The following is a 23,716-nucleotide window of genomic DNA, read 5'->3' on the forward strand; positions in this document are numbered from 1 at the left end:
GCTACTGCTCGGCCAGCACCGGGCCGAACGCGTCGAGCACCGCACGCAGGTCGTCTTCCCCGCCGGCCTCGTGGGCGCTGTAGTCCCAGACGGCGATCTCCTTCGGCCCGCGGTAGGCGTGGTAGGCACCGAAGACCGTCGACGGCGGCACGATATCGTCCATCAGCCCCACCGAGAACCACGCGGGCGCCGCCGCGCGGCTCGCGAACCCGACACCGTCGAAATAGGACAGCACGGTGAAGACGCTCCGCGACTGGGTCCGGTGCATGGCCAGGTAACCGGTCAGTTCCGTGTACGGCCGCTGCCCCGCGACGAGGCTCGCGCGCCGGAAGTCGCAGAGGAACGGCGCCTGGGCGTGCACCGCGGCGACGTCCGGGACCAGGGCCGCCGCGGCCAGCGCGATCCCGCCGCCCTGGCTGTTGCCCACCACGGCCACCCGGGCGGGGTCGACGCAGCTGATCGCCCGGACCGCGTCGACCGCCCTGGCCGCGTCGGTGAAGATCCGCCGGTAGACGTAGGTTTCGCGGCTCTCGATGCCCCGGGTGAGGTGGCCGGGATACGCCGGTCCGCTGCCGGCCGGGTCGGGTGTCACGCCACCCTGGCCACGCACGTCGACCTGCAGGTGCGCGTAACCCGCGGCCGCCCAGTGCAGCTGCTCGAGCTCGCTGCCCCGGCTGCCGCCGTAGCCGTGGAACTGGACGATCGCCGGCAGCGGCCCCTCGACACCCCGGGGCAGTTTCAGCCAGCCGCGGACCGGATGGCCGCCGAAGCCCGCGAACGTGACGTCGAAGACGTCGATCAGGCGCAACGGGGTTTCGACGGGGGTGAGCCGGACGCCGATCTCGTGCGCCCGCGCTTCGGTCAGCGTCGACGCCCAGAAGGTGTCGAAGTCGGCCGGCGCCGCGTAATCGCTGCGGTACTCCCACAGCGCGTCCCGGCCGAGGTCCGTCAGCATCACAGTCCTTTCAGGACGGTGGACTCCCCCACCGCGAGCCGGGCTTCCGCGGTGGCGCAGCGGAACCGGACGCGGACGGGCTCGTGCGGGTCCCCGCCGGTCCGCTTCAGCCGGACGAGGTCCGGTTCGCCGTCGCGCCACACCAGGTCCACGGTGACGCCGCCGCGGCAGCGCAGCCCGCGCAACTCGCCGTCCGGCCAGGCCACGGGCAGCGCCGGGAGCAGCACGATCGTGCCGGAATGACTCTGCACCAGCAGTTCCGCGATGCCGGCCGGGAAACCGAGGTTGCCGTCGATCTGGAACGGCGGGTGCGTGCTGAACAGGTTGGGCAGCAGGCCACCCCACTCCGAGCCGTCGACCGGGGCGTCGCGGTGGCGGTCGCCGGTGAACGGCTGGGACGCCTCACGCAGGAGGGAGCGCGCGGCCTCGCCGTCGCCGAGACGGGCGCGCAGCGCGATCTTCCACGCCCAGGACCAGCCCATCGCGCCCGGGCCGCGCCGGTCGAGCGTCCGCTCGGCGGCGACGGCGAGCGGGCCCGGGGCCGGCAAGCCGACCTGGCCGAGCGGGTAGACGGCGACCAGGGGCGAGAGGTGCCGGTGGAGCGGGTCCTCCTCGGGCAGGTCCTCGGCCCACTCCCCCAGCCGGCCGTCCGGCAGGACGGGCAGCGGACGCAGCTTCGGCAGCGCGGCCGCGATCTCGGCGCACAGCGGGTCGTCGACGCCGAGCGCGGCCGCCGCGGCGAGGCTGCGCTCGAACACCGCCCGGATCAACGAGACGTCCATTGTGGACGAGTACGTCAGCGACTCCTTGCTCCCCGTTTCGGAGCGGAAGAGGTTCTCCGGTGACGTCGACGGGCACGTGTCGAGGTGGCCGTCCCGTTCGACCAGCCAGTCCAGGCAGAACTCGGCGCAGCCGCGCAGCAGCGGCCAGGCCGTCGACGCGAGGAAACCGCGGTCGCGGGTGAAGTCGTAGTGCTCCCAGGCGTGCTGGACCAGCCACGCGCCGCCCATCGGCCAGCTCGCCCACGACGGGTTGCCGTGCCCCATCCCGGCCGGCAGCGCCCAGCCCCACGGGTCGGTGTTGTGGTGGGTGACCCACCCGCGGGCGCCGTACAGTTCGCGCGCCACGTCCGTGCCGGTGACCGCGAGCTTGCCGAGCAGGTCGAACAGCGGCTCGTGGCACTCGCCGAGCCCGGTCGTCTCGGCGGCCCAGTAGTTCATCTGCGTGTTGATGTTGATCGTGTAGTTCGACGACCAGGCCGGGCGCGGGTCGTCGTTCCAGATGCCCTGCAGGTTCGCCGGGGGCGCGCCGGGCCGGGACGCGCTCGCCAGCAGGTACCGGCCGTACTGGAAGAGCACCGTCGCCATCAGCCGTTCGTCGGTTCCGGCCGGCAGCCCGGCGACGTCGTGGGTGCCGCCGCGGCGGTCGCCGATCCGGAGGCTGCAGGTGCTGAGCAGCGGCCGCAGGTCTGCCTCGTGCGCCCGCCGCAGCTCCTCGGCACCGGCCGCGACAGCCCGTTCGGCGAGGTCGGCCGCGCGTCGCCGGTGCTCGTCGCGGGTGCGCGGCCGCTCGCCGGTCCAGGCGTCGTGTGCGCCGGTCGAACTGGCCAGCACGATCAGGGTCCGCGTGCCGTTGCGCGCGACACGGACGGCGACCGCCCCGAACGGGTCGTACCCGTCCGCGGTCCCGTACCGCAGCGGCTCTTCGACCTGCGGCTCGTGCCGCGGGGCGCCGTCGACCGGGAGCTCGATGCCCAGGTCCAAGCCGTTCCGCCCCACTTCCCGCAGCGGTGTCGTTATGTCGACACCGACGTCGAGCGGGCCGGACGACGTCACGGCGACGCAGACGACCTGCGCGGGCCGGCTCACCCAGGTCGTCCGCTCGACGTCGTGGCCGCCGATGGTCAGCCGCTCGGTGACGACCCCGTTGTCCAGGTTGAGCGTGCGGCCGTGCGAGGTGCCCTCGGGCAGCGTCAGCCAGAGGTCCACGTAGGGCAGGAACTCCTGGCTGTACGGGCCTTCGAACGTCATCAGCAGGGCTTCGGCACGCCGGAAGTCCTTGGCGAACACCGCCTCGCGCACCTCGGCGAGCCGGTCCGGGCCGGCGTCGATGCCGGCCAGGGCGGCGGCCGGGCCGTCCGGGGTGCCGGACCAGACGGACGCGTCGTTGACCTGGAGCCGGGTGCGGCCGGCGCCGCCGAAGACCATCGCGCCGAGCCGGCCGTTGCCGACCGGCAGGGCCTCGGTCCAGTCGGCCGCCGGGCGCGGCCAGGAGAGCAGGAGATCCGCCACTAGACCGTGATCTTGTCGACGTCGTAGACGTAACCGGCCTGGTTGCCGACCTGGACGGTGTTCGCCCCGGCCTGCAGGTACACCGGGACGGTCACCGTCTGCGGGGTGTTCCAGTCATCGTCGTTGCTCCCGGCGACCGGCAGCGGGAACGACGTCCCGTTGACCGTGACGATGCCGGTCCGGCTGGAATCGCCGTCCACATAGGACAGCTGCATGAGGTAGGTGCCCGCCTTGGCCGCCGTCACGGTGGGCAGCACCACGTAACCGCTGCCGCCGAGGTAGCCGACCTTCTTGCCGCCCGAGCACGCGCAGTCGTAGACCGTCGCCCCGCCCTGCGGGCTGCCGTTCTCGGCTTCGTACGTCCGGGGACCGTCGGCCGCGGGGGTCGTCAGGCTGATCTTCCGGCTCGGGGCGGACGGGCGGCCGGAGCGCTGGTTCGCCACCACGGTGAAGTCGTACGACGTCGACGGCTTGAGACCGGTGACCGTCACGGTGCTTCCACCGGTGCCGGCGACCTTGCGGCCGTTCGCGTAGACGTCGTAGCTCTGCGCGCCCTTCGAGGCGTCCCAGGCCAGGGAGACGCTGGTGCCGGTGGCCGCGGTGCCGTGCACGACAGCGGGCGCGGCGAGGGCGTTGCGGTCACGCGGGGTGACCCTGAACAGCCGCGAGCCGTGCACCGGCAGGTCCGCCGTCGTGTCGCCGACGTCCTTGTGGGCCCAGAGGTCGCGGATCTGCACCGGGCCGGCGATGCCGAGCTGCGCGAGGTCCGCGGTCACGCGGGCGGGGACGGCGGCGAGGTTGAACAGGGCGACGGTGTAGCTGCCGTCGGCGTTGCGGTTGTACCAGACCTGCTGGTCGGTCGTCTGGCTCACCGGCTTGGCCGGGATCCCGGCCTGGTCGAGGGCGATGACCTCGTCGTTGGTCAGCAGCTTGACGCCGTAGTCGTCGAGCCGGGTCAGGTCGTCGCCGAGGTAGAGCGGCGCGGCTTCGATCGCCCACAGCGTCATGTAACTCTGCCGTTCGGCTTCGGTGAGGCCGTCCATCTTGCCGCTGCCGACGTCGAGGGAGTCGAGGTTGTTCCAGTGGCCGGGGCCGGCGTCGGGGATCCACTGCACGACGTCGTTCCAGCGCTGCTTGACCGAGGCGTTCCAGGTGACGAGGGTGTCGCAGTAGCACTCGACGTCGGTGTCGACGCGCCAGCCGTTCGTGTTGGCCTTCCAGACGCCGGCTTGGCGGTGGCTCAGCGCCCAGGAGACGACGAACTCCATCGGGCGGCCGGTCTTGGCGATCGCCCGGTGCCACGCCTCGACGTCGGCGGTGTTGGTGTGGTCGTCGCCGCCCTTGAAGGAGCCGGGGCCGACGCCGTCGAGCTTGAGGAAGTCGACGCCCCAGCCGGCCAGCAGCCGCGCCAGCGAGTCCACATAGGACTGGGCGCAGGGGTTGGCGAAGTCGATCTTGTAAGCGGAGTCCCAGCCGTTGGTCTTGCGCAGGTCGGGGTAGACGAGGTCCCGGGTGTGGCAGCCCGTGGTGCCCGCGATGGGCGAATTGCCGTCGTTGTAGGCCTTGACGTCCAGGCCGACGGCGAGGTAGGAGCCCAGCTTGAGGCCCTTGCGGTGGACGTAGTCGGCGACGTACTCCATGCCGTCCGGGAAGGTCGCCGGGTTGACCACGGGGCGGGCGTATTCATCGAATGAATTCGCCCAGCCGGCGTCGATGTTGACGTAGGTGTAGCCGTGCTGCTTGAACTTCGCGGCGAGCACGTCGGCCTGCTGGAGGACGTGTTGCTCGGTGAGCCAGCTGGCCGTGCCCGTGGGGTTGACGCCGGGGTAGTTGGTCGACTCGAGGCTCCAGCTGCTCCAGCCCATGTAGGGTTTCTGCGCTATGAGCTGGGGTTCTTCCGCCGCCGCCACCGGGGCGGTGAGCAGGCCCGCGACGACCGCGAGCCCGGCGAGGGCACCGAGAGCCCGTGCTGCCATGACCACTCCTTCGAGGTCCGGACAAACCGTGGATCCTATAGGATTTGCTGATCCTGACTGCTGCGGCTCGACGGTGTCAACGACTTGGACCGGACAGAGATCGGACGAATTTGCGGCGACTAGGTTCTGGCCATGCTCACCACGCTGGCCGTCGAGAACTACCGTTCGCTGCGCGACCTGGTGTTGCCGCTGTCCGGGCTGACCGTCGTCACCGGCCCGAACGGGAGCGGCAAGTCGAGCCTGTACCGGGCGCTGCGGCTCCTGGCGGACGCGTCACGCAACGGCGCCGTGGCGGCGCTGGCGCGGGAGGGCGGCCTGCCGTCGACGCTGTGGGCCGGCCCGGAGAACGGCGTGCGGCGGGGCACCACGCGGGTTCAGGGCAAGGTGCACACGAAAGCCGTCGGGCTGCGGCTCGGCTTCGCGGGCGACGAGTTCGGCTACGCGCTCGACCTGGGACTGCCGGTACCGGGCGCGACGCTGTTCAACCTCGACCCGGAGTTCAAGCGGGAAGCGGTGTGGTCGGGGCCCTACCTGCGGCCGGCCGCCCTGCTGGCGGACCGGGCGGGCCCGTCGGTCCGCACGCGCGTCTCGTCCGGGGCCTGGGGCGAGGACCGGTTCAAGATCCGGTCGACGGACAGCATGCTGAGCGAGTTCGCGGACCCGCGGGCGTGCCCGGAGCTGGTGGTGCTGCGCGAGCGCATCCGGTCGTGGCGGTTCTACGACCACTTCCGCACCGACGCCGGCGCCCCGGCCCGCCAGTCCCGCATCGGCACCCGCACGCCGGTGCTGTCCCACGACGGCGCCGACCTGGCGGCGGCCCTGCAGACGATCATCGAGGTGGGCCACGCTGCGGAACTCGCGGACGTGGTCGACGCGGCGTTCCCGGGCTCGACCGTGGAGGTGCGGCGCTCCGAGGACGGCCTGCTGTCGGTCGAGTTCCGCCAGCACGGCCTGCTGCGGCCGTTGTCGGCGGCGGAGCTGTCGGACGGGACGCTGCGCTTCCTGCTGTGGGTGGCGGCCCTGCTGACCCCGCGCCCGCCGGAGCTGCTGGTGCTGAACGAGCCGGAGACGAGCCTCCACCCGGACCTCCTCCCGGCCCTGGCGACGCTGATCGCGACGGCGGCCAAGGAAACCCAGCTGGTGGTCGTCTCCCACGCCCAGCCCCTGATCCGCGCCCTGGCCGCGGTGACCGATGTGGGCACGGTGGAACTGGAGAAGGAGTACGGCGAGACGAAGGTCGCCGGCCAGGGCCGACTGGACCGCCCGTCCTGGCACTGGCCCGCCCGCTGACCGGTACCCAGCCGGGTGAGTCAGCGGCCGCGGGTGCTTTCGCGGATCTCCAAGGCGAACGGGGTCTGGATGTCCTGCGGGGGTGACGTCGTGTCGCCTGTGATGCGGCGGTGGACGAGGTCCACCGCCGCCTCGGCCAGTGCCGTCTTGTCCGGGGCGATCGTCGTCAGCGACGGCAGGGAGAATGCGCTCTCTTCGTTGTTGTCGAACCCGACGATCGCCACGTCCTCCGGGACCCGCAGGCCCAGCTCGGCCACCGCGCGCAGCGCGCCGATGGCCAGCAGGTCGTTGAAGCAGAACACCGCGTCCGGCGGCGACGGCAGGGCCAGCAACGACTTCATCGCCGCCGCCCCGACCGACCGGTGCCACTTCTCCGCCGGCGCCACCAAAGCGTCCGAATAGGACAAACCGGCTTCGGTCAGCGCCGACCGGTACCCCGCCAGGCGCTGCGACGACGTCCCGCGCGCCGGGTTCCGCCCGATCGCCGCGATCCGCTTCCGGCCCAGTGCGGTCAGGTGGGACACCGCCGTGCGCGCCGCCAGGACGTTGTCGATCGCCACGTGGTCGATCGGCACGTCCACCGCGTGCTCGCCCAGCATGACCAGCGGGATCCCGCCCGGCTCGGCCGGGAAGTCCGCCGCCTCCAACGCTTCCGGGTGCACCAGGGCGCCGTCGACCAGGTGCGGCCCCAGCGACGACAGCGTCTCCCGCTCCCGCGGCCGCGTGCCCTGCGTCTGTTCGATCAGGACGCTCCAGCCGCGCTTCTGCGCCGCCGTGATCACCAGGCCGGCCAGCTCGCCGAAGTACGGGATCGACAGTTCCGGCACCATCAGCGCCAGGAAGCCGGTGCGGCCGCGGCGGAGGTTGCGCGCCCCGACGTTCGGCCGGTACCCGGTCGCCGCCAGGGCTTCCTCGACGCGCCGGCGGTTCTCCGGCTTGACGAAGGCGTAGCCGTTCACGACGTTCGACACCGTCTTCACCGACACTCCGGCGAGCGTGGCGACGTCTTTGAGCGTCACGGTCACGGGCGGTCCCTTCAGAGAGTGAGCACGAAGTGTAGCGAGCCGCTGCCGGTTTACAACGTTGTTCCAACGATGTAAAAAGTACCCCAAGGCTCCCGCGGTGACTCCGATCACCCCGGCGAGCGGGCCACCAACGACGCTGCCCTTGGAGTCGCCGTGCTCTTGTCCTCCCGTCCCCGACTGGTTCTGGTCACCGCGGCCGCCGCCGCACTGACCCTCACCTCCTGCACGAGCAGGGAGGAATCCCCCGCGGCCCCGTCGAGCGGCGGCGGACCGGCCGCCAGCGCGCAGTCCGCCGCCCCGTCCGCCGACGGCTGCACGCTCGAGAAAACCGGTTACCCCAAGGTCGACCTCAAGACCGCGGTGGTCGGTTTCTCACAGTCCGAAAAGGAGGCCAACCCCTTCCGGATCACCGAGACGCAGTCCATTCGCGACGAAGCCGCCAAGCTCGGCATCGCGAGTGACAAACTGCTGGTCACCAACGCCCAGAGCGACCTGAACCGGCAGATCAGCGACATCAAGTCGATGCTCGACCGCGGCGCCCAGCTGCTGATCGTCGCGCCGCTGAACTCCGACGGCCTCCAGCCCGCCCTCGACGCGGCGAAGGCCAAGAAGGTCCCGGTCGTCACCATCGACCGCAAGGTGACGTCGCAGCCGTGCAGCGACTACCTGACCTTCATCGGCTCCAACTTCGTCGAACAGGGCAAGCGTGCCGCCCAGGAGACCGCGCGGGTCACCGGCGGCACCGGCAAGGTCGCGATCCTGCTCGGCTCGTCCGGCAACAACGTGACAACCGACCGCACCAAGGGCTTCAAGGACGAGCTCGCGAAAACCCCGGGGCTGTCCGTGGTCGCCGAGCAGACCGGCGAGTTCGACCGCTCCAAGGGCCAGGCCGTGATGGAGCAGCTCATCCAGAGCCACCCCGACATCACCGCCGTCTACGCCGAGAACGACGAAATGGGCGTCGGCGCGGTCAACGCGCTCAAGACGGCAGGCAAGGCGCCGGGCAAGGACGTCAAGATCATCTCCATCGACGGCACCCGCAACGCCGTGCAGCTCATCGTCGACGGCAGCTACAACGCCGTGGTCGAGTCGAACCCGCGCTTCGGCCCGCTGGCCTTCCAGACGCTGCAGAAGTTCGAGAACGGCGAGCCGATCCCGGCGAGCATCGTGATCACCGACGACCAGTACGACGAGACCAACGCCGCGCAGAAGGTCGGGAACTCCTACAAATGACCGCAGCCACCGAAGAGGACGTCGCCATGACGACCGCACCGGTGCTCGAGGTGGCCGGGGTGACCAAGCGGTTCCCCGGCACCCTCGCGCTCGACGACGTCAGCTTCGCGCTGGCCCCGGGTGAAGTGCACGCGCTGGTCGGCGAGAACGGGGCCGGCAAGTCCACGCTGATCAAGGTGCTCACCGGCGTCTACCAGCCCGACGAAGGCGAAGTCCGCCACCTCGGCGAGCCGGTGACGTTCAAGCGGCCGATCGACGCGCAGCGCGCCGGGATCTCCACGATCTACCAGGAGGTCAACCTCGTCCCGCTGATGAGCATCGCCGGCAACGTCTTCCTCGGCCGCGAACCCCGCACGAAGGCCGGCCTCGTCGACTGGTCGAAGATGTACGCCGACGCCCGCGAGCTGCTCAAGGGCTACGGCATCGACGACGACGTCAAGCGCCCGCTGCACACCCTCGGCGTGGGCGCGCAGCAGATGGTCGCCCTGGCCCGCGCGGTCTCGACCGACGCCAAGGTCGTCATCATGGACGAACCGACGTCGTCGCTCGAGCCGCGCGAGGTCGAGACGCTGTTCGAGGTGCTGAACCGGCTGCACGCCGAAGGCATCGCGATCGTCTACGTCAGCCACCGGATGGACGAGCTGTACCGGGTGTGCGACAGCGTCACCGTGCTGCGCGACGGCCGGGTCGTCCACAGTGGACCGCTGAAGGCCCTGCCGCGCATCGAACTGGTGTCGAAGATGCTCGGCCGGGAGATCAAGCAGATCCGCGAGGAGGGCGTCACGGCGTTCGGCGAGGAGCACGACGTCGAGCGCGAGCCGCTGCTCAAGGCGGAAAACCTGAGCGGCCTGCGGAGGCTGCACGACGTCTCGGTGAGCATCCGGCCCGGCGAGGTCGTCGGCCTGGCCGGCCTGCTCGGCTCGGGCCGCAGCGAGACCGCGCGGGCCATCGTCGGGGCCTTTCCCCTGGACGGCGGATCGGTGCTGCTGGCCGGGAAACCGCTGAAGAAAGGCAAGATCAAGGCAGCCATGCGGGCGGGGATCGCGCTGCTGGCCGAGGACCGCAAGACCGACGGGATCATCCCGAACCTGTCGGTCCGCGAGAACATCGTGCTGGCCGCACTGCCGACGCTCTCGCCGTTCGGCCTGGTCAGCAAGGCCAAGCAGGACAAGGTCGTCAAGATCTTCATGGAGCGCCTGCGGATCAAGGCCTCGAGCCCCGAGCAGAAGGTGTCCGAGCTCTCGGGCGGCAACCAGCAGAAGGTGCTGCTCGCCCGCTGGCTCGCCACCGGCCCGAAGATCCTGCTCCTGGACGAACCCACCCGCGGCATCGACGTCGGCGCGAAGGCCGAGGTGCAGTCGCTGATCGACGAACTCGCGCAGGAGGGGCTCGGCGTGCTGCTCATCTCGTCCGAGCTGGAAGAGCTGATCGACGGGTCCGACCGCGTGGTCGTGCTGCGCGACGGCTCGGTCGTCGGCGAGCTGACCGGCGACCGCATCACCGAGGAGAACGTCTTGACCGCGATCGCAGCCGAAGCACCCGGGGGTGACAACGATGTCTAGCGCCACCCTGACCAAGACCCCGGACCGCGCGAAAGTCACCGCGTGGCTGCAGAACTACGGCGTCTACCTGGCCGTCGTCGTGCTGCTGCTGTTCAACATCGCGTTCACCGAGAACTTCCTGTCCGCGGCCAACTTCCGCACCCAGCTGGTGCAGGCGGCGCCGGTCTGCATCGTCGCGCTCGGCATGGCGCTGGTGATCGGCACCGAGGGCATCGACCTGTCGGTCGGCTCGGTGATGGCGATCGCCGCCGCGCTCATCCCGCTCTACCTGGGCGCGGGCCCGCTGATGGCGATCATCGTCGCCGTCATCGCCGGCGTGGTTTCCGGCCTGTTCAGCGGATACCTGGTGGCCTATCTGGGGATCCAGCCGATCATCGCGACGCTGGCGCTGCTCGTCGGCGGGCGCGGGCTCGCGCTGGTCATCGCCCACGGCCAGCTCGTCCAGCTGCACAACCAGGAGTTCCTGGAGCTGGGTACCGGCGACTTCCTGGGCGTGCCGATCATGGTCATCGTCGCGGGCGTGCTCGCGGTGCTGGCCGGGCTGGTCGTGCAGCGCACGACGTTCGGCCGGCACCTGGTGGCGGTCGGCGGCAACCGCGCCGCGAGCACGCTGGCCGGCCTGCCGGTCAAGCGCGTGCTCATCAGTGTCTACGTCATCTCCGGGGCACTGGCCGCGGTGGCCGGCGTACTGGCGACGTCCCGGCTGGCCGCCAGCGACCCGAGCGACGTCGGCCTGCTCATGGAGCTGTCCGCGATCACCGCGGTCGTCGTCGGCGGCACCCCGCTGACCGGCGGCCGGGTCCGGGTGCTCGGCACGGTCTTCGGCGCCCTGCTCATGCAGCTCGTCCAGGCGACCCTGATCAAGCACAACCTGCCGGACTCCACCGCGCAGATGGTCCAGGCGGCCATCATCATCGTCGCGGTGTACGTCGCGCGCGAGCGGAGCAGCCGATGACAGCCACCCAGACCACAGCGCGCAACGCCGCGTTCGCCGGCGTGTTGCAGCGCCAGGGTGCGGCCGTCGTGCTCGTGCTCGGCATCTTCGCTTCGTGGTTCGCGTTCCCGCACTTCGGCAGCGCGGACAACCTGCGCAGCCTGGTGCTGCAGGGCTCGTTCCTCGCGGTGATCGCGCTCGGCATGACGTTCGTGATCATCTCCGGCGGCATCGACCTCTCGGTCGGCTCGAACTACGCGCTCGGCGGTGTCCTCGCCGCGTACGGCGCCCAGTACGGCCTGGTCGTGGCGATCCTGTTGCCCCTGGCGGTGTGTTCGCTGATCGGGTTCGTCAACGGCGTGCTCATCGCGCGCACCGGGATGGCCCCGTTCATCGTGACGCTCGCGTCGCTGCTGTTCGCCAGGGGCCTGCTGCTGGCCCTGACGTCCGAAGGGGCGACGACGTACAAAGTGGACCCCGGCTCGGCGTTCCTCTGGCTCGGCCAGGGCACGATCTTCGGCGTCGGCGTCCCGGTGTACCTGACGCTGGTCCTGTTCGCGCTCGGCGGGCTGCTGCTGCGCCGCACGCGGTTCGGCCAGTCGGTGTTCGCCATCGGCGGTGCCGAGCAGTCCGCGCTGCTCATGGGACTTCCGGTGGCCCGCACCAAGATCAGCCTCTACACGCTCAGCGGCGCGCTGGCCGGGTTCGCCGGTGTCCTGACCGCCGCGTACCTGCAGTCCGGCGTCACGGTGATCGGCGTCGGCACCGAACTCGACGCGATCTCCGTCGTCGTCATCGGCGGCACACTGCTCACCGGCGGCGCCGGCACCATCATCGGCACCCTCGTCGGCGTGCTGCTGCGCACGCTGATCCAGAACGTCATCAACCAGATCGGCACCCTCGACTCCAACTACCAGACGGTGGTGAGCGGCGCCTTCCTGCTCGTCGTCGTGGTCATCCAGCGCCTGCTCGCGCGCTCTCGTACCCGCTGAACCCTGCTCCCCCACCAGGAGGTTCAACGATGTTCCGCCCCGCCCGGCTGGCCGCCGTACTGGCGCTGGCCCTCACCGGACTCGCGGTCCCCGCCGCGCACGCCGAGTCCCCGCCCCAGTGGCAGCGGCTCACCCCGCCGCTGTCCACCCCGTGGACGAACGACGTCTCCCCCGCCAATGCCCTGCCGGACTACCCGAGACCGCAGCTGACCCGCGACAAGTGGCAGAACCTCAACGGCGTCTGGGAGTTCTCCTCGGCCAAGCCCGGTGAGGCCGCCCCGATCGGCCGTTCCCTGGGAGAGCGCATTCTCGTGCCGTACCCGGTCGAGTCCGCGCTGTCCGGGATCATGCGCCACGAGACGAACATGTGGTACCGGCGGACGTTCCAGCTGCCGCGCGACTGGCGGGGGCAGCGCATCCTGCTGCACTTCCAGGCCGTCGACTACGACACGACGGTCATCGTCAACGGCAAGACCGTCAGCCGCCACACCGGCGGCTACGACGCCTTCTCGGTCGACGTCACCGATGCGCTGACCACCGCGCGCGACCAGGAACTGATCGTCGGCGTCGCCGACCCGAACGACCAGGGCGGGCAACCGATCGGCAAGCAGCGCCAACCCGGTGACGGCATCTTCTACACGCCGACGTCGGGCATCTGGCAGACCGTCTGGATGGAGCCGGTGGCGTCCGCGCGCATCGACCGCCTGGACATCACGCCGGACGTGGCGAGCGGTTCGGTCACGGTGAACGCCGTGGTCGGCGGGCCGGTGAAGCAGCGCGTCGAAGCCGTCGCCTACGACCACGGCCGCCCGGTCGGGCGCGTGTCCGGGGACGCGAACAAGCCGTTGAAGCTGAAGGTCGACCGGCCGCACCTGTGGTCGCCGGACGACCCGTTCCTCTACGACCTGCGCGTGCGGCTCGTCCCCTCGGGCGACGAGGTCGGCTCCTACTTCGGCATCCGGTCGATCAGCGTCGGCAAGACCGCCGACGGCAAGCAGCGGATGCTGCTCAACGGCAAGTTCGTCATGCAGGTCGGCCCGCTCGACCAGGGCTTCTGGCCGGACGGCATCTACACCGCGCCGACCGACGCGGCCCTGAAGTTCGACCTGGAGCAGGAGAAGGCGCTCGGCTTCAACATGGTCCGCAAGCACATCAAGGTCGAGCCGGACCGCTGGTACTACTACGCCGACAAGCTCGGGCTCATGGTCTGGCAGGACATGCCGGCGATGAAGGACGACGTCGAGCCGTCCGCGGCTTCGCGCGTCAACTTCGAGTCCGAGCTGCACCGGATGATCGACCAGCACCGCAGCTTCCCGTCGATCGTCACCTGGGTGCCGTTCAACGAGGGCTGGGGCGACTACGAAGTCGGCCGGATCGCCGACGAGGTCAAGGCGTGGGATCCCTCCCGGCTGGTGAACGCCGAGTCGGGCGTCAACTGCTGCCGGTCCGAACCGGACAGCGGCCGCGGTGACATCTACGACGACCACTCCTACACCGGGCCGGGCACGCCGGCGCAGACCGGCACCCGCGCGGCCGTCGACGGCGAGTACGGCGGCCTCGGCCTCAAGGTCGACGGCCACCAGTTCGACCCGGCAGGCAGCTTCGCGTACGAAATGGAGCCCGACAGCGCGACGCTGACCCGGCGCTACGGCGAACTCCAGCAGCGCCTGCTGCTGGTCGCCCAGCGGTGCGGCGTCTCGGCCGGCGTCTACACGCAGACCACCGACGTCGAGAAGGAGGTCAACGGCTTCTTCACCTACGACCGGCAGGTGAAGAAGATGGACTTCGCGGCGGTCCGCGCGGCGAACCTCGCGGTGATCAAGGGCGCCACCGGCGTCCCGGTGTCCGGTCCGTCCGTTCCCGCCGGAACGCCCGGAATCGACGGCATCGCGGCGTACCCGTTCGACGAGAACGCGGGCACGGTGGCGAAGGACGTCGCCGGCAGCCACGACGCCACCCTCGTCGGCGGCGCGTCCTGGACCGCGGGCAAGAGCGGTTCGGCGTTGGCCACCAACGGTTCCGGCCAGTTCGCCGACACCGGCGCGGCGCTGCTGAACACCGAAGGCAGCTACAGCGCGGCGGCGTGGGTGAAGTTCAACGCCGTCGGTGACGGCTTCCAGACCGTGGTGAGCCAGGACGGCGACAGCAACAGCGCGTTCTTCCTGCAGTACTCGGGCGCGGACCACCGGCTGGCGATGAGCTTCGTGGGCACGCGGGCCCTGGCGCCCACGGCTCCGGAAGCGAACCGCTGGTACCACGTGGTCGGCGTCCGTGACGCGGCCGCGGGGACGCTCAAGCTCTATGTGGACGGCCAGCTGGCCGCGACGAAGAGCGTCTGCCTCGGCGAAGCGTCCACCGGGCACACGGTGATCGGCCGCGGCAAGTACGGCGGCGGCCCGGTCGACTACCTGAACGGAGCCGTCGACCAGGTGCACGTCTACGACCGCGCTCTGTCCGATGCGGACGTGAGCGCGCTGTATTCCAGCGGTAAGTAGGGCAACCGGTAACACCCCCTGTGCGTGTGCGATAGCGGTATGGCCGTACTCCACGGCCATCGGGTGCACACGCACAGGGGGTGAGCCGTTTTGGGCTCCGGAAGATCGAACCTGCCCGCGAGAGCGGGCGTTCTCACACTCGTCACGGCCGTGGTCGCGGCCGGCACCGCGGTCCTCACCGCGGCCCCGGCCGCGGCGGAATCGAGCACCGAGATCGCGGCCTCGTCGTGGGCCTACATCGACTCGGCCGTGCCGAAGGCCAGCTTCGTCGACCAGGCCGGGGACGCGCCGGTCGGCGCGCACACCTACGCCGGCGGCACGAACCACGTGTCCAAGTCCTACGTCACGTTCGACCTCTCGGCGGTGCGCGGGAACCGCCTGCAGTCGGCGTACGTGAGCACCGGCGAAACCGCCGTCACCGACTGCGCCAACGCGCGCTCGACGGAACTCTGGCTGACCGCCCCGGCGAAGAAGCCGACGTGGAACACCCAGCCGGCCGAGCTGCTCAAGGTCAACGGGCCGTACCTCGACTCGTCGTGCCCGTCGGACCGGCTGACCTGGACGGCCACCGCGGCGATCCAGAACGCGCTCGACGCCGGGCGCACGACGGCGACGTTCGTCCTGCGGCTGCCGGAGGACCAGCTAAGCGACCCGGAGTTCGGCCGCGAGTACGACCCGAAGGCGAAGCTGTTCCTCAACTACGACCGGCCGCCGGCCAAGCCGACCGGGCTGAAGGTCACGTACCAGGCGTGCACCGCGAAGCCGCTCGTGGTGTCCCGGCAGGTGGTGCTGGGCGCCGACGTCACGGACCCCGACGACGACTACCCCGGCACGGAGTTCGCGTTCTGGCCCGCCGACCACCCGGACCAGCGCACGACCCTGGCCGGCACCGGCCTGACGTGGGTCGAGATCACTTCGCGCGTCAGCGAAGGCGTCACCTACGCCTGGCAGGCGCGGGGCAAGGACGACAGCGGCCTCTTCGGACCGTGGAGCGCGACCTGCAAGTTCACCACCGACTTCACCGCGCCCAAGGCGGAGCCGGCGATCACCTCCCCCGACTACACCGCCGAAGCGCCGCCCGGGTCCGGCGGCACCGGCGTGCCGGGGACGTTCGTCTTCGACGCGAAGGGTGACACGGACGTCGTCGGCTTCAAGTGGGACGGCGGCTACGCGGCGGCCGACCGCCGCGGCGGCAAGGCGACCGTGCGGTACGCGCCGACGTGGAACGGTCCGGTGAGCATCAGCGCGACACCCGTCGACGCGGCGGGCAACCAGGGGCCGACCGGCTCCTACCGGTTCTGGGTCGCGGACAACCAGCCCGGGGTGACCTGCACGCCGTTCGACGACTACGTCGGCGTGACCCGGACGTGCACCTTCACGCCGTACGGCACCACCCCGGTCACCGGCTACGTCTACCACCTGACCAACCAGCCGGACGAGACCGTGCCGGCCGGCCCGGACGGGACGGCGACGGTGACGGTGACGCCGTCCGACCCGCAGCTCGGCTACGTCCAGGTGGCCGTGCGGTCCCGGCTCGCGACCGGGTACCTGACCGCGGAGCACTCGACCGAGCTGATCAGCGAGCCCGGCGAGCCCGAGGTCGAGCAGCTCACCGCGAACCCGACGCAGAGCCTGCCGGTGCAGTTCCGGGTGCACGCCGTGCTGCCCGGCTCGGTCTCGTTCACCTACCACTGGAACCAGGAGGACCTGATCACGGTGCCGCTCGACGCGGACGGCACGGCGATCGTCACGGTCACGCCTGCGACGTCGTCGTACGGTTCGCTGTACGGCTACACGACGACCGCGTCGGGCGTGCAGTCCGGCTGGGGCGGCCTCAACGTCCCGGTGGCGTCGAACAAGCCGAAGGTGACCAGCGCGGAGTACCCCGAGGGCCAGACCAGCGGCGCGGTGGGCACGCCGGGCACGTTCGTGTTCTCCTCGCCGGTCCCGGGTGCGGTCAGCTACACCTACGACTTCGGCGCCGGCGTGCACGGCACGGTGCCCGCGGGCCCGGACGGCACGGCGAGCGTGGTCTTCACCCCGACGCAGAGCTACATCAACGGCATCTCGGTGACGACGAAGTTCGCCGACGGAACGACGTCCGAACAGGGCGGCTACACGTTCTACGTGGCGTACTCGTCGCCGCGCCTGGCGTGTGACGCGACCGGCTGGTCGGTGGCACCGGGGCAGCACATCCAGTGCACCCTGTCGCCGGTCCAGGCGAACCTGGCGGCCTACGGCTACCGGGTGGACTCCGGCCCGGAGACGACGTTGGCGCCGGGCCCGGACGGCACGGCGACGTTCGGCTTCGACGTGCCCGCGGACCGGAACAGCGGCTCGTACGTCCAGCTGCGGGCGTGGAGCACGAACACGGCCGGCACCAGGTCGGACGAGGCGGGCACGAGCTTCTACGTCTACGTGAACACGGGCGCGTCGGCCCGCGGCACGGCGACGGCGGTCTGAGTTCCGGCGTGACGGCCACCGCGGCAGCCCGCCGTGGTGGCCGTCACGGTTGCCCTGGAGCGCGCTCCAGCCCCTAGCGTCGGATTCCGGACGCACTGGGGAAAGGACCCGCAATGACCGACGAACGCTTCGAACGTGGCCTGAAGACCCTGACCGGGATCGACAGCGACGGCGGCCGCGTGCTCGAGAGCCTCGCCGACGTCTCGCCCGCGCTGGCCGAAGCGGTCGTCTCGTGGGGCTACGGCGAGGTCTACGCGCGGCCGGAACTGCCGCCGCGCGACCGCCAGCTCGTCACCCTGGGCATGCTCACCGCGCTCGGCGGGTGCGAGCCGCAGCTGGAGTGGCACGTCAACGCGTCGCTGAACGTCGGGCTGACCCCGGCGGAGATCGTCGAGGCCCTGCTGCACTCGGCTGTCTACTGTGGATTCCCGAAGGCGCTCAACGCGACCTCGGCGGCCAAGAAGGTCTTCGCCGAGCGCGGTCTGCTCCCGGTCACAGCTGCCGCGCGACCAGCCCCGCCAGCAGGTTCGTGAGGCTCTCCGCCAGCCCCGCCGCGAACGACGGCGGCTCCCCCGCGGCCGCGACGGCCGCCGTCGGGTTCGCGGCCGGCCACGAGCCCGCCACCAGCGCCAGCACGTCACCCGCGAAGTGCCGGACCGCCTCCGGCGGCAGCTCCGGCACCCGGCCCCGGACCAGCTCGGCGAGCCGTCCGGTGTTCGCCGAAGCGCGGCGGTGGAAGCTGCGGGCGTAGTCCGCGGAGATGTTGCGTTCCAGCACCGGCGCCCGCACGCTGATCAGTTCGCACAGCTCTCGCCGTCCGGCGAGCGTCGCCGCGATCGTGCCGGCGACGTCTTCCTCGCGCGCGGATCCGAGCGCTTCCTCCAGGTCGTCGAGCCAGGCCGTCCACGCGCTGTCGAGGACCTCGAGGAAGACCGCCTCGCGGCTGTCGAAGTAGCGGAGCACATTGGACTTCGCCAGCCCGACCCGGCAGCTGAGCTCCCGGAGGCTGATTTCGGCGACCGGCCGTTGCGCGAGCAGTTCGCGCGCGGCGGCGAGGATCGCGCTCCGGCGCGCCTCGACCTGCTCGGGACGGCGGGCGCGCTGGAATCCAGCGCTCATGGCGCCGAGGCTACCGATCCGTGGACGCCTTCGTCCCGGACTCGCGGCGCGACCGGACCCGGTGGTAGCTCCAGCCCAGCAGCGCGAACAGCACCACCGACGACAGGATCAGGCTCGACCCGGTGCTCCAGCCGCTGAACGGCAGCGACTTCACCGTGCCCCAGACGATCCCCGCGGCCAGCAGCGCCAGCCCGGCCAGCACCGAGCCGGCGATCCGCAGCGGCGACGACACGCTTTCCTCGGCCGCCTTCATCGCGCGGTCGCGCACCGGGTCGACGTACTTCTCGAGCGCCGGGAACTCCGACGCCAGCAGCAGCAACCCGGCGAGCACGAGCAGCAGCCCGGGGCCGGGCAGGACGAGCAGCAGCACCCCGACCACCAGCAAGATGGCACCGGCCACCGTGATCAGGATCCGCTTCGCCTGTTTGCCGAGGCCCACTGGGCGTCTCCCCTCGTTTCGTCCGATTCTTCCCGGTCACGCCCTCGCGTGCCACTCGCGAGCGCCCGCGCCCTGGCCACGGTCACCGTCAGGCCGGCCAGCGCGGCCACGCCGAGCGCGGCCACGAGCCCCGGCCAGACGTAGAGCACCTGGCCGTAGGTACCCCGCCGTCCGGCGAATACCCACCCGAGCAGCTGCGGCAGGAACACCAGCGGCAGGAGCGGCAGCAGCGGCGGCCCGATCCGCCACCACCGCGGCTTCCGGCGGGCTCGCCGGACACCGAGGATCGCCAGGCCCACCGCGACCAGCGCCAGCGCGCCGAGCACCCAGTCCGCGACCACCCCGGCGGACCGGGCCGGCTCGGGCGTACCGCCCTCCAGCAGGCTCGCGAGGTCCTGAGCCAGCAGCTCGGCGTCGTTGTCCAGCGCCATCCCGGTGTTCGCCAGCACGGCGACGCCGTAGCCGCCGGGCAGCAGCACCTGCGCCGCGGTGTGGGTGAACAGCTCGCCGGTGTGCGACGTCCGCCCGTCCCGGACGCGCCAGCCCAGCGCGTAGTCACGTCCGGGCGCGGGCGTGTGCGCCTGCCGGACCGACGCCGGGGACAGCACGCCGCCGCCGTCCTGCTGGGCTCGCAGCCACCTCGCCAGGTCTTCCGCGGTGCTGAGGACGCCGTGGCTGCCGCCGGTGAACCAGTCCGGTTCGGACACCGGCACCTCGATCCCGAAGGCCCGGACGTACCCCTCGGTCCCGGCAGGCGGGGTGTCCACGGTGGTGCTCGCGGTCATCCCGAGCGGGGTGAACAGCTTCGCCTTCAGATATTCGGCGAACGGCTGCCCGGCCACGACTTCGACGATCCGCGCGGCCACTTCGTAGTTCGGGTTGTGGTAGTGGAATTCGGTGCCGGGCTCGCTCGCCAGCGGCGCGTCCCGCAGCCGGGTGACGGCCTCGGCGAGGGTGTGCGGCTGCGGCAGCTTCAGATCGGGGAACGCCGAATCGGCCATCCCGGACGTCTGGTCCAGCAGCATCCGGACGGTGATCCGCGTGCCGCGGGGGTCCGCGAGCCGGAAGCCGGGCAGGTACCGCGTCACCGGCTCGTCGAGCCCGATCCGGCCGGCTTCGGTGAGCTGCAGCAGGGCGAAGGCGGTCATGGACTTGCTCAGCGACGCGATCGGCAGCCGGCTCGACGCGGTGAGGGGCCGGCCCGCGGCGTCGTGGCCGTAGCCGGCGACGCGGACGACGTCGTCGCCGTGGGTGATCGCGACGGCCGCACCGGGCAGGCCGGTGCGGTCGAGGAAGGCACGGACGTAGCCGTCGACGTCCCGCGGCGCCGCGTGCGCCGGCGTCGCCGTGGCGAGCAGCAGGGCCGCGAGGAGGAGGAAAAGCCTGGTCATGCCGGTGAAAGTAGGCGGCGGGCACGCTCGGTGACTGCTGCCGGACGACGGGTGCCACCCCCTACTTTCGGCACCGTGTCGACAAGGCGCCCTTCACTTTCTGCCCCGACGTGGGGAGCGCGATCGAGCAGGCCAAGGCGGCCGGAGACGGCACCGTGGGCGTCTCCGGGCCGGCCGTCGCCCAGCAGTGCCTGAACCTCGGCCTGCTGGACGAGGTGCGGATCGACCTGGTGCCGGTCTTCCTCGGGGAAGGCGTGCGGTACTTCGACGACCTCGGTGCCTGCTCAGCCGAACTGGAACAGGCGGAGGTCGTCGCCGGGGCCGGCGTGACCCACCTGCGGTACCGCGTTCACTACCGCTGACGAGGGACTACTGCGCCAGCAGCTGTTCGAACGGCACGAACGCCGGTCCCCCGGACGCGGCGGGCCGGCCCGCCGTCAGCGAAGCCAGTTCCGCGCCCGCCTTCTCGATCCGCCGCTGCAACGCCCCCGAAGCCTCACCACTGCCCCAGTCGGACGAAGCCGCGTACACGCCCGTCGCGACCGGATCCGCCTTCAGGTACCCGAACAGCGGCCGCAGCTGGTAGTCGAGGACCAGGGAGTGCCGCTCGGTGCCGCCGGTCGCGGCGAGCAGCACCGGCTTGCCCGCCAGCGAATCCGTGTCGAGCACGTCGAAGAACGACTTGAACAGCCCGCTGTAGCCCGCGGTGAACACCGGGGTCACCGCGATCAGCGCGTCCGCACCGGTCACCGTCTCGATGGCCGCGCGTAGCTCCGGGCCGGGGAAGCCGGTCAGCAGGTTCTTCGTGACGTCCAACGCGATGTCCCGCAGCTCCACCACGGAGACTTCGACCGGTTCCCCGGCCGCGGCGACGGTCGCCGCGGCCAGCCGGTCGGCCAGCAGGCGGGTCGACGAAGGAACCGACAACCCCGCTGTCACCACTGCGAGTTTCATGCTTCACTCCCGACCAGCGCCGCGGCCTTCAGGGATTCGTGGGTCGGCGCGTCCGGCACGTGCGCCGGGCGCAGCGCGTCGAGTTCCTTGCGCAGCACCGGGATCACCTGCTCGCCGAGCAGGTCGAGCTGCTCCAGCACCGTCTTCAGCGGCAGGCCGGCGTGGTCCATCAGGAACAGCTGGCGCTGGTAGTCGCCGAAGTGCTCGCGGAAGGTCAGCGTCTTGTCGATGACCTCCTGCGGGCTGCCGACGGTCAGCGGCGTCTGCTCGGTGAACTCCTCCAGCGACGGGCCGTGCCCGTACACCGGCGCGTTGTCGAAGTACGGCCGGAACTCGTTCCACGCGTCCTGCGACTTCGGCCGGATGAACGCCTGGCCGCCGAGGCCGACGATCGCCTGGTCGGCCGATCCGTGGCCGTAGTGCTCGAACCGCTGGCGGTAGAAGGAGATCAGCTGCTGGAAGTGCTCCTTGGGCCAGAAGATGTGGTTGGCGAAGAAGCCGTCGCCGTAGTACGCGGCCTGCTCGGCGATCTCCGGGCTGCGGATGGAACCGTGCCAGACGAACGGCGGGACGCCGTCCAGGGGCCGCGGGGTCGACGTGAAGCCCTGCAGCGGGGTGCGGAACTTGCCGGACCAGTCGACGACGTCCTCGCGCCACAGCTTGTGCAGCAGCGCGTAGTTCTCGATCGCCAGCGGGATGCCCTGGCGGATGTCCTGGCCGAACCACGGGTAGACCGGGCCGGTGTTGCCGCGGCCCATCATCAGGTCGACCCGGCCGTCGGCGAGGTGCTGCAGCATCGCGAAGTCCTCGGCGATCTTCACCGGGTCGTTCGTGGTGATCAGCGTCGTCGACGTCGACAGGATCAGCTTCGACGTCCGCGCCGCGATGTGACCCAGCATCGTCGTGGGCGACGACGGGACGAACGGCGGGTTGTGGTGCTCGCCGGTCGCGAAGACGTCGAGGCCGACCTCTTCGGCCTTGAGCGCGATCCGGACCATCGCCTTGATCCGCTCGTGTTCCGTCGGCGTGGTTCCGTTCGTGGGATCGGTCGTGACGTCGCCCACCGTGAAGATTCCGAACTGCATGACCTGCTCCCTTCGCGAGCACCATCTTACATGCGCGTTCAACTACTTCCAAGCAAGAGATATTCCGGCCGTCAGGCCCCTCAGGGGCACCGGCTAAGGTTTTGGGCATGGACGCGGAGCTCGCTCGGCTGGGTTTGGCAGAACGTTCGGTACGACTACTCGCCGGTCGCGACATCTGGGCCTCGATCACCCCCCTGCTCGCCCCGCGCCGGAACCTGGTGGCCGCCTTCGGCCACGTCGGTCCCGGCGCGGCTGCCCTGCTGCCGCTGGAACCCGGCGACACGCTGATCACGGACGCGAGCCTGGACACCGTGCTGTCCGGGGCGACGAGCCCGCACGCACTGCTGCACTGGGTGAAGGCCGGCGTGATCGTGCACTCGCTGCGCGGCCTGAACGCGAAGCTGGTGATCGCCGAGGACGACCCGTCGTTCGTGGTGGTCGGCTCGGCCGACGTCACCGCCGCCGGCCCGCGGCAGCTGTTCGAGGCAGTCACGCTCTCCCACGAGCGGCACACCGTCGAAGAGGCTCAGGAAGCCTGGCTCGAGTGGTGTGACCTCGCGGGCCCGTCGCTGACCGCCGGTGACCTGGAGCCGCTGCTGGAGCAGTACGGCGCCGGCAAGCCGGTCACGGCCCGCCCGCCGGCGCCCGCCCGGCCCGCCGCCGCGCCCGCCCGGCCGGTGGTGACCAGCCGCCCGCCGACACCGGTGCGGCCCGCGGCCGTGGCGCCGCCGCCGTCCCCGGTGCGGCCCGCGGCCCCCGCGCCGTCGCCGGTCCGCCCGGCCACCCCGGCCCCGGCGCCCGTGCCTGCCGCGGCTCCGGAGCGCCCGGCGGAGGCCGCCGCACCCGCGGAGCAGCCCGAGACCCCGGAGACGACCACGCCGGCCGCCACCGTGGCAGCGGAAACCCCGGAACCGGTTGCGGCCGAGCCCGAAGCCACCGAAGCGTCGGAAGCCACCGAGGCCACCGACGTGCCCCGCCCGTCCTGGCCGCGGCCGGCCGAGCTGTACCTGGTCAGCCTCGTCGAAGGCGGCGAACCGAACGCCGAAGCCGCGTACCGGCTCGAAGAGCTGCAGCGCGAGTACACCCACCCCGGCGAGAACGGCGAATCACCGTTCCGCGTCGAGCTGTTGTGGGCCGACGACGGCCAGGGCCAGGACCCGCCGCGCACGCTCCGCCAGGGCGTGCACGTGATCCCCGTCTACAGCCAGAAGCAGGGCCGGCCCCTCGTCGGATCGCGGATCGAGGCCCCCGGCCTGGTCCTGCAGGCGTACATCGACGAGTTCGCCTACCCCCGGCGCACCTACTGCTACGTCCTGACCCGGCAGTCGGCCGCCCGGCCGTCCTTCGGCGACCTCCGCAAGGCCCTCGCCGCGATCGGCGAGAAGCCGAACTTCCGGAACAGCTTCCAGGTCCCGCGGAAGATCGAAGCCCTGCTGGGCCTGTGGCCCGACCTGGGCTACGACCCCCGCTAGGGGGCGGTGCTCGCCACTCCGGGGAGGGCAGCGCGCGAAA

The 23,716-nt window shown here is 71.2% G+C and carries 19 protein-coding genes; 10 read left to right on the forward strand and 9 right to left on the reverse strand.

Annotated features, from left to right (window positions below):
* Window position 1 precedes the first annotated feature (1 nt).
* Genes AB0M93_RS25635 through AB0M93_RS25645 form a run of 3 tightly spaced genes read right to left on the reverse strand, consistent with a single transcriptional unit; the run spans window position 2 to window position 5,222 of the window.
* A complete protein-coding gene (locus AB0M93_RS25635; protein ID WP_364276905.1) occupies window positions 2–955 on the reverse strand; it encodes an alpha/beta fold hydrolase in 954 nt (317 codons plus the stop codon).
* The gene (locus tag AB0M93_RS25640; protein ID WP_364276907.1) at window positions 955–3,246 is read right to left on the reverse strand and encodes a glycoside hydrolase N-terminal domain-containing protein; all 2,292 of its coding nucleotides are present in this window, start codon (window positions 3,244–3,246) and stop codon (window positions 955–957) included. Before AB0M93_RS25640 ends, AB0M93_RS25635 begins: the two co-directional genes overlap by 1 nt.
* Window positions 3,246–5,222 carry a CBM35 domain-containing protein gene (locus AB0M93_RS25645; RefSeq protein WP_364276909.1) on the reverse strand — a complete coding sequence of 659 codons (1,977 nt, stop codon included), beginning with the start codon at window positions 5,220–5,222 and terminating at the stop codon, window positions 3,246–3,248. Before AB0M93_RS25645 ends, AB0M93_RS25640 begins: the two co-directional genes overlap by 1 nt.
* Before the next feature lie 132 nt (window positions 5,223–5,354).
* Here AB0M93_RS25645 and AB0M93_RS25650 point away from each other — a divergent pair, with 132 nt between their 5' ends.
* The gene (locus AB0M93_RS25650) at window positions 5,355–6,512 is read left to right on the forward strand and encodes an AAA family ATPase (RefSeq protein WP_364276910.1); all 1,158 of its coding nucleotides are present in this window, start codon (window positions 5,355–5,357) and stop codon (window positions 6,510–6,512) included.
* Between the two features lie 20 nt (window positions 6,513–6,532).
* Here the strand turns inward: AB0M93_RS25650 and AB0M93_RS25655 are convergent, their stop codons facing one another.
* Window positions 6,533–7,537 carry a LacI family DNA-binding transcriptional regulator gene (locus AB0M93_RS25655; RefSeq protein WP_364276912.1) on the reverse strand — a complete coding sequence of 335 codons (1,005 nt, stop codon included), beginning with the start codon at window positions 7,535–7,537 and terminating at the stop codon, window positions 6,533–6,535.
* A 153-nt stretch (window positions 7,538–7,690) separates the two neighbouring features.
* Between AB0M93_RS25655 and AB0M93_RS25660 the strand changes: the two genes are divergently transcribed.
* The 7 genes from AB0M93_RS25660 (at window position 7,691) to AB0M93_RS25690 (ending at window position 17,749) form a co-directional block, all read left to right on the forward strand.
* Window positions 7,691–8,770, forward strand: coding sequence for an ABC transporter substrate-binding protein (locus AB0M93_RS25660; RefSeq protein WP_364276914.1), 1,080 nt, complete (start codon window positions 7,691–7,693; stop codon window positions 8,768–8,770).
* Window positions 8,767–10,332, forward strand: a complete 1,566-nt coding sequence (locus tag AB0M93_RS25665; RefSeq protein ID WP_364276916.1) for a sugar ABC transporter ATP-binding protein — start codon at window positions 8,767–8,769, stop codon at window positions 10,330–10,332. The genes AB0M93_RS25660 and AB0M93_RS25665 overlap by 4 nt, the downstream gene beginning before the upstream one ends.
* Window positions 10,325–11,287 (forward strand): ABC transporter permease, encoded by a 963-nt coding sequence (locus tag AB0M93_RS25670; RefSeq protein ID WP_364276918.1) that lies wholly within the window; start codon window positions 10,325–10,327, stop codon window positions 11,285–11,287. The genes AB0M93_RS25665 and AB0M93_RS25670 overlap by 8 nt, the downstream gene beginning before the upstream one ends.
* Entirely contained in the window at window positions 11,284–12,258 is a 975-nt protein-coding gene (locus tag AB0M93_RS25675) for an ABC transporter permease (protein ID WP_364276920.1), read from the forward strand. The genes AB0M93_RS25670 and AB0M93_RS25675 overlap by 4 nt, the downstream gene beginning before the upstream one ends.
* A gap of 29 nt (window positions 12,259–12,287) precedes the next feature.
* Window positions 12,288–14,753, forward strand: coding sequence for a LamG-like jellyroll fold domain-containing protein (locus AB0M93_RS25680; protein ID WP_364276922.1), 2,466 nt, complete (start codon window positions 12,288–12,290; stop codon window positions 14,751–14,753).
* 150 nt (window positions 14,754–14,903) lie between these two features.
* Window positions 14,904–17,216, forward strand: coding sequence for a hypothetical protein (locus AB0M93_RS25685; protein WP_364276924.1), 2,313 nt, complete (start codon window positions 14,904–14,906; stop codon window positions 17,214–17,216).
* 113 nt (window positions 17,217–17,329) lie between these two features.
* Window positions 17,330–17,749 carry a carboxymuconolactone decarboxylase family protein gene (locus AB0M93_RS25690; RefSeq protein ID WP_364276926.1) on the forward strand — a complete coding sequence of 140 codons (420 nt, stop codon included), beginning with the start codon at window positions 17,330–17,332 and terminating at the stop codon, window positions 17,747–17,749.
* Here AB0M93_RS25690 and AB0M93_RS25695 read toward each other — a convergent pair.
* From AB0M93_RS25695 to AB0M93_RS25705, 3 genes are read right to left on the reverse strand one after another with little or no spacing between them, the layout of a single operon-like run.
* Complete coding sequence (locus AB0M93_RS25695) at window positions 17,709–18,335, reverse strand: TetR family transcriptional regulator (protein WP_364276927.1); 627 nt, start codon at window positions 18,333–18,335, stop codon at window positions 17,709–17,711. The genes AB0M93_RS25690 and AB0M93_RS25695 overlap by 41 nt on opposite strands.
* A 10-nt stretch (window positions 18,336–18,345) precedes the next feature.
* A complete protein-coding gene (locus AB0M93_RS25700; protein WP_364276929.1) occupies window positions 18,346–18,774 on the reverse strand; it encodes a PGPGW domain-containing protein in 429 nt (142 codons plus the stop codon).
* Entirely contained in the window at window positions 18,741–20,165 is a 1,425-nt protein-coding gene (locus AB0M93_RS25705; RefSeq protein WP_364276931.1) for a serine hydrolase domain-containing protein, read from the reverse strand. Before AB0M93_RS25705 ends, AB0M93_RS25700 begins: the two co-directional genes overlap by 34 nt.
* 110 nt (window positions 20,166–20,275) lie before the next feature.
* Here AB0M93_RS25705 and AB0M93_RS25710 point away from each other — a divergent pair, with 110 nt between their 5' ends.
* Window positions 20,276–20,527: a dihydrofolate reductase family protein gene (locus tag AB0M93_RS25710; RefSeq protein ID WP_364276933.1), complete on the forward strand. Its 252-nt coding sequence runs from the start codon at window positions 20,276–20,278 to the stop codon at window positions 20,525–20,527.
* A 7-nt stretch (window positions 20,528–20,534) separates the two neighbouring features.
* Here AB0M93_RS25710 and AB0M93_RS25715 read toward each other — a convergent pair whose 3' ends face one another.
* Window positions 20,535–21,119, reverse strand: coding sequence for an FMN reductase (locus tag AB0M93_RS25715; protein WP_364276934.1), 585 nt, complete (start codon window positions 21,117–21,119; stop codon window positions 20,535–20,537).
* Window positions 21,116–22,204 carry an LLM class flavin-dependent oxidoreductase gene (locus AB0M93_RS25720; protein WP_364276936.1) on the reverse strand — a complete coding sequence of 363 codons (1,089 nt, stop codon included), beginning with the start codon at window positions 22,202–22,204 and terminating at the stop codon, window positions 21,116–21,118. Before AB0M93_RS25720 ends, AB0M93_RS25715 begins: the two co-directional genes overlap by 4 nt.
* Window positions 22,205–22,311: 107 nt before the next feature.
* Between AB0M93_RS25720 and AB0M93_RS25725 the strand changes: the two genes are divergently transcribed.
* A complete protein-coding gene (locus tag AB0M93_RS25725) occupies window positions 22,312–23,676 on the forward strand; it encodes a hypothetical protein (protein ID WP_364276937.1) in 1,365 nt (454 codons plus the stop codon).
* Window positions 23,677–23,716 lie beyond the last annotated feature (40 nt).

Origin of the sequence: Amycolatopsis sp. NPDC051102, from assembly GCF_040682815.1 — a bacterium.
Classification (GTDB): Bacteria; Actinomycetota; Actinomycetes; order Mycobacteriales; family Pseudonocardiaceae; genus Amycolatopsis.

Excerpts from the sequence above, each read along its gene's own strand:
- AB0M93_RS25635 (WP_364276905.1), bottom strand. The coding sequence starts at position 955 with ATGCTGACGGACCTCGGCCGGGACGCGCTGTGGGAGTACCGCAGCGAT.
- AB0M93_RS25645 (WP_364276909.1), bottom strand. The coding sequence starts at position 5,222 with ATGGCAGCACGGGCTCTCGGTGCCCTCGCCGGGCTCGCGGTCGTCGCG.
- AB0M93_RS25650 (WP_364276910.1), top strand. The coding sequence starts at position 5,355 with ATGCTCACCACGCTGGCCGTCGAGAACTACCGTTCGCTGCGCGACCTG.
- AB0M93_RS25665 (WP_364276916.1), top strand. The coding sequence starts at position 8,767 with ATGACCGCAGCCACCGAAGAGGACGTCGCCATGACGACCGCACCGGTG.
- AB0M93_RS25670 (WP_364276918.1), top strand. The coding sequence starts at position 10,325 with ATGTCTAGCGCCACCCTGACCAAGACCCCGGACCGCGCGAAAGTCACC.
- AB0M93_RS25675 (WP_364276920.1), top strand. The coding sequence starts at position 11,284 with ATGACAGCCACCCAGACCACAGCGCGCAACGCCGCGTTCGCCGGCGTG.
- AB0M93_RS25680 (WP_364276922.1), top strand. The coding sequence starts at position 12,288 with ATGTTCCGCCCCGCCCGGCTGGCCGCCGTACTGGCGCTGGCCCTCACC.
- AB0M93_RS25690 (WP_364276926.1), top strand. The coding sequence starts at position 17,330 with ATGACCGACGAACGCTTCGAACGTGGCCTGAAGACCCTGACCGGGATC.
- AB0M93_RS25695 (WP_364276927.1), bottom strand. The coding sequence starts at position 18,335 with ATGAGCGCTGGATTCCAGCGCGCCCGCCGTCCCGAGCAGGTCGAGGCG.
- AB0M93_RS25705 (WP_364276931.1), bottom strand. The coding sequence starts at position 20,165 with ATGACCAGGCTTTTCCTCCTCCTCGCGGCCCTGCTGCTCGCCACGGCG.
- AB0M93_RS25715 (WP_364276934.1), bottom strand. The coding sequence starts at position 21,119 with ATGAAACTCGCAGTGGTGACAGCGGGGTTGTCGGTTCCTTCGTCGACC.
- AB0M93_RS25720 (WP_364276936.1), bottom strand. The coding sequence starts at position 22,204 with ATGCAGTTCGGAATCTTCACGGTGGGCGACGTCACGACCGATCCCACG.
- AB0M93_RS25725 (WP_364276937.1), top strand. The coding sequence starts at position 22,312 with ATGGACGCGGAGCTCGCTCGGCTGGGTTTGGCAGAACGTTCGGTACGA.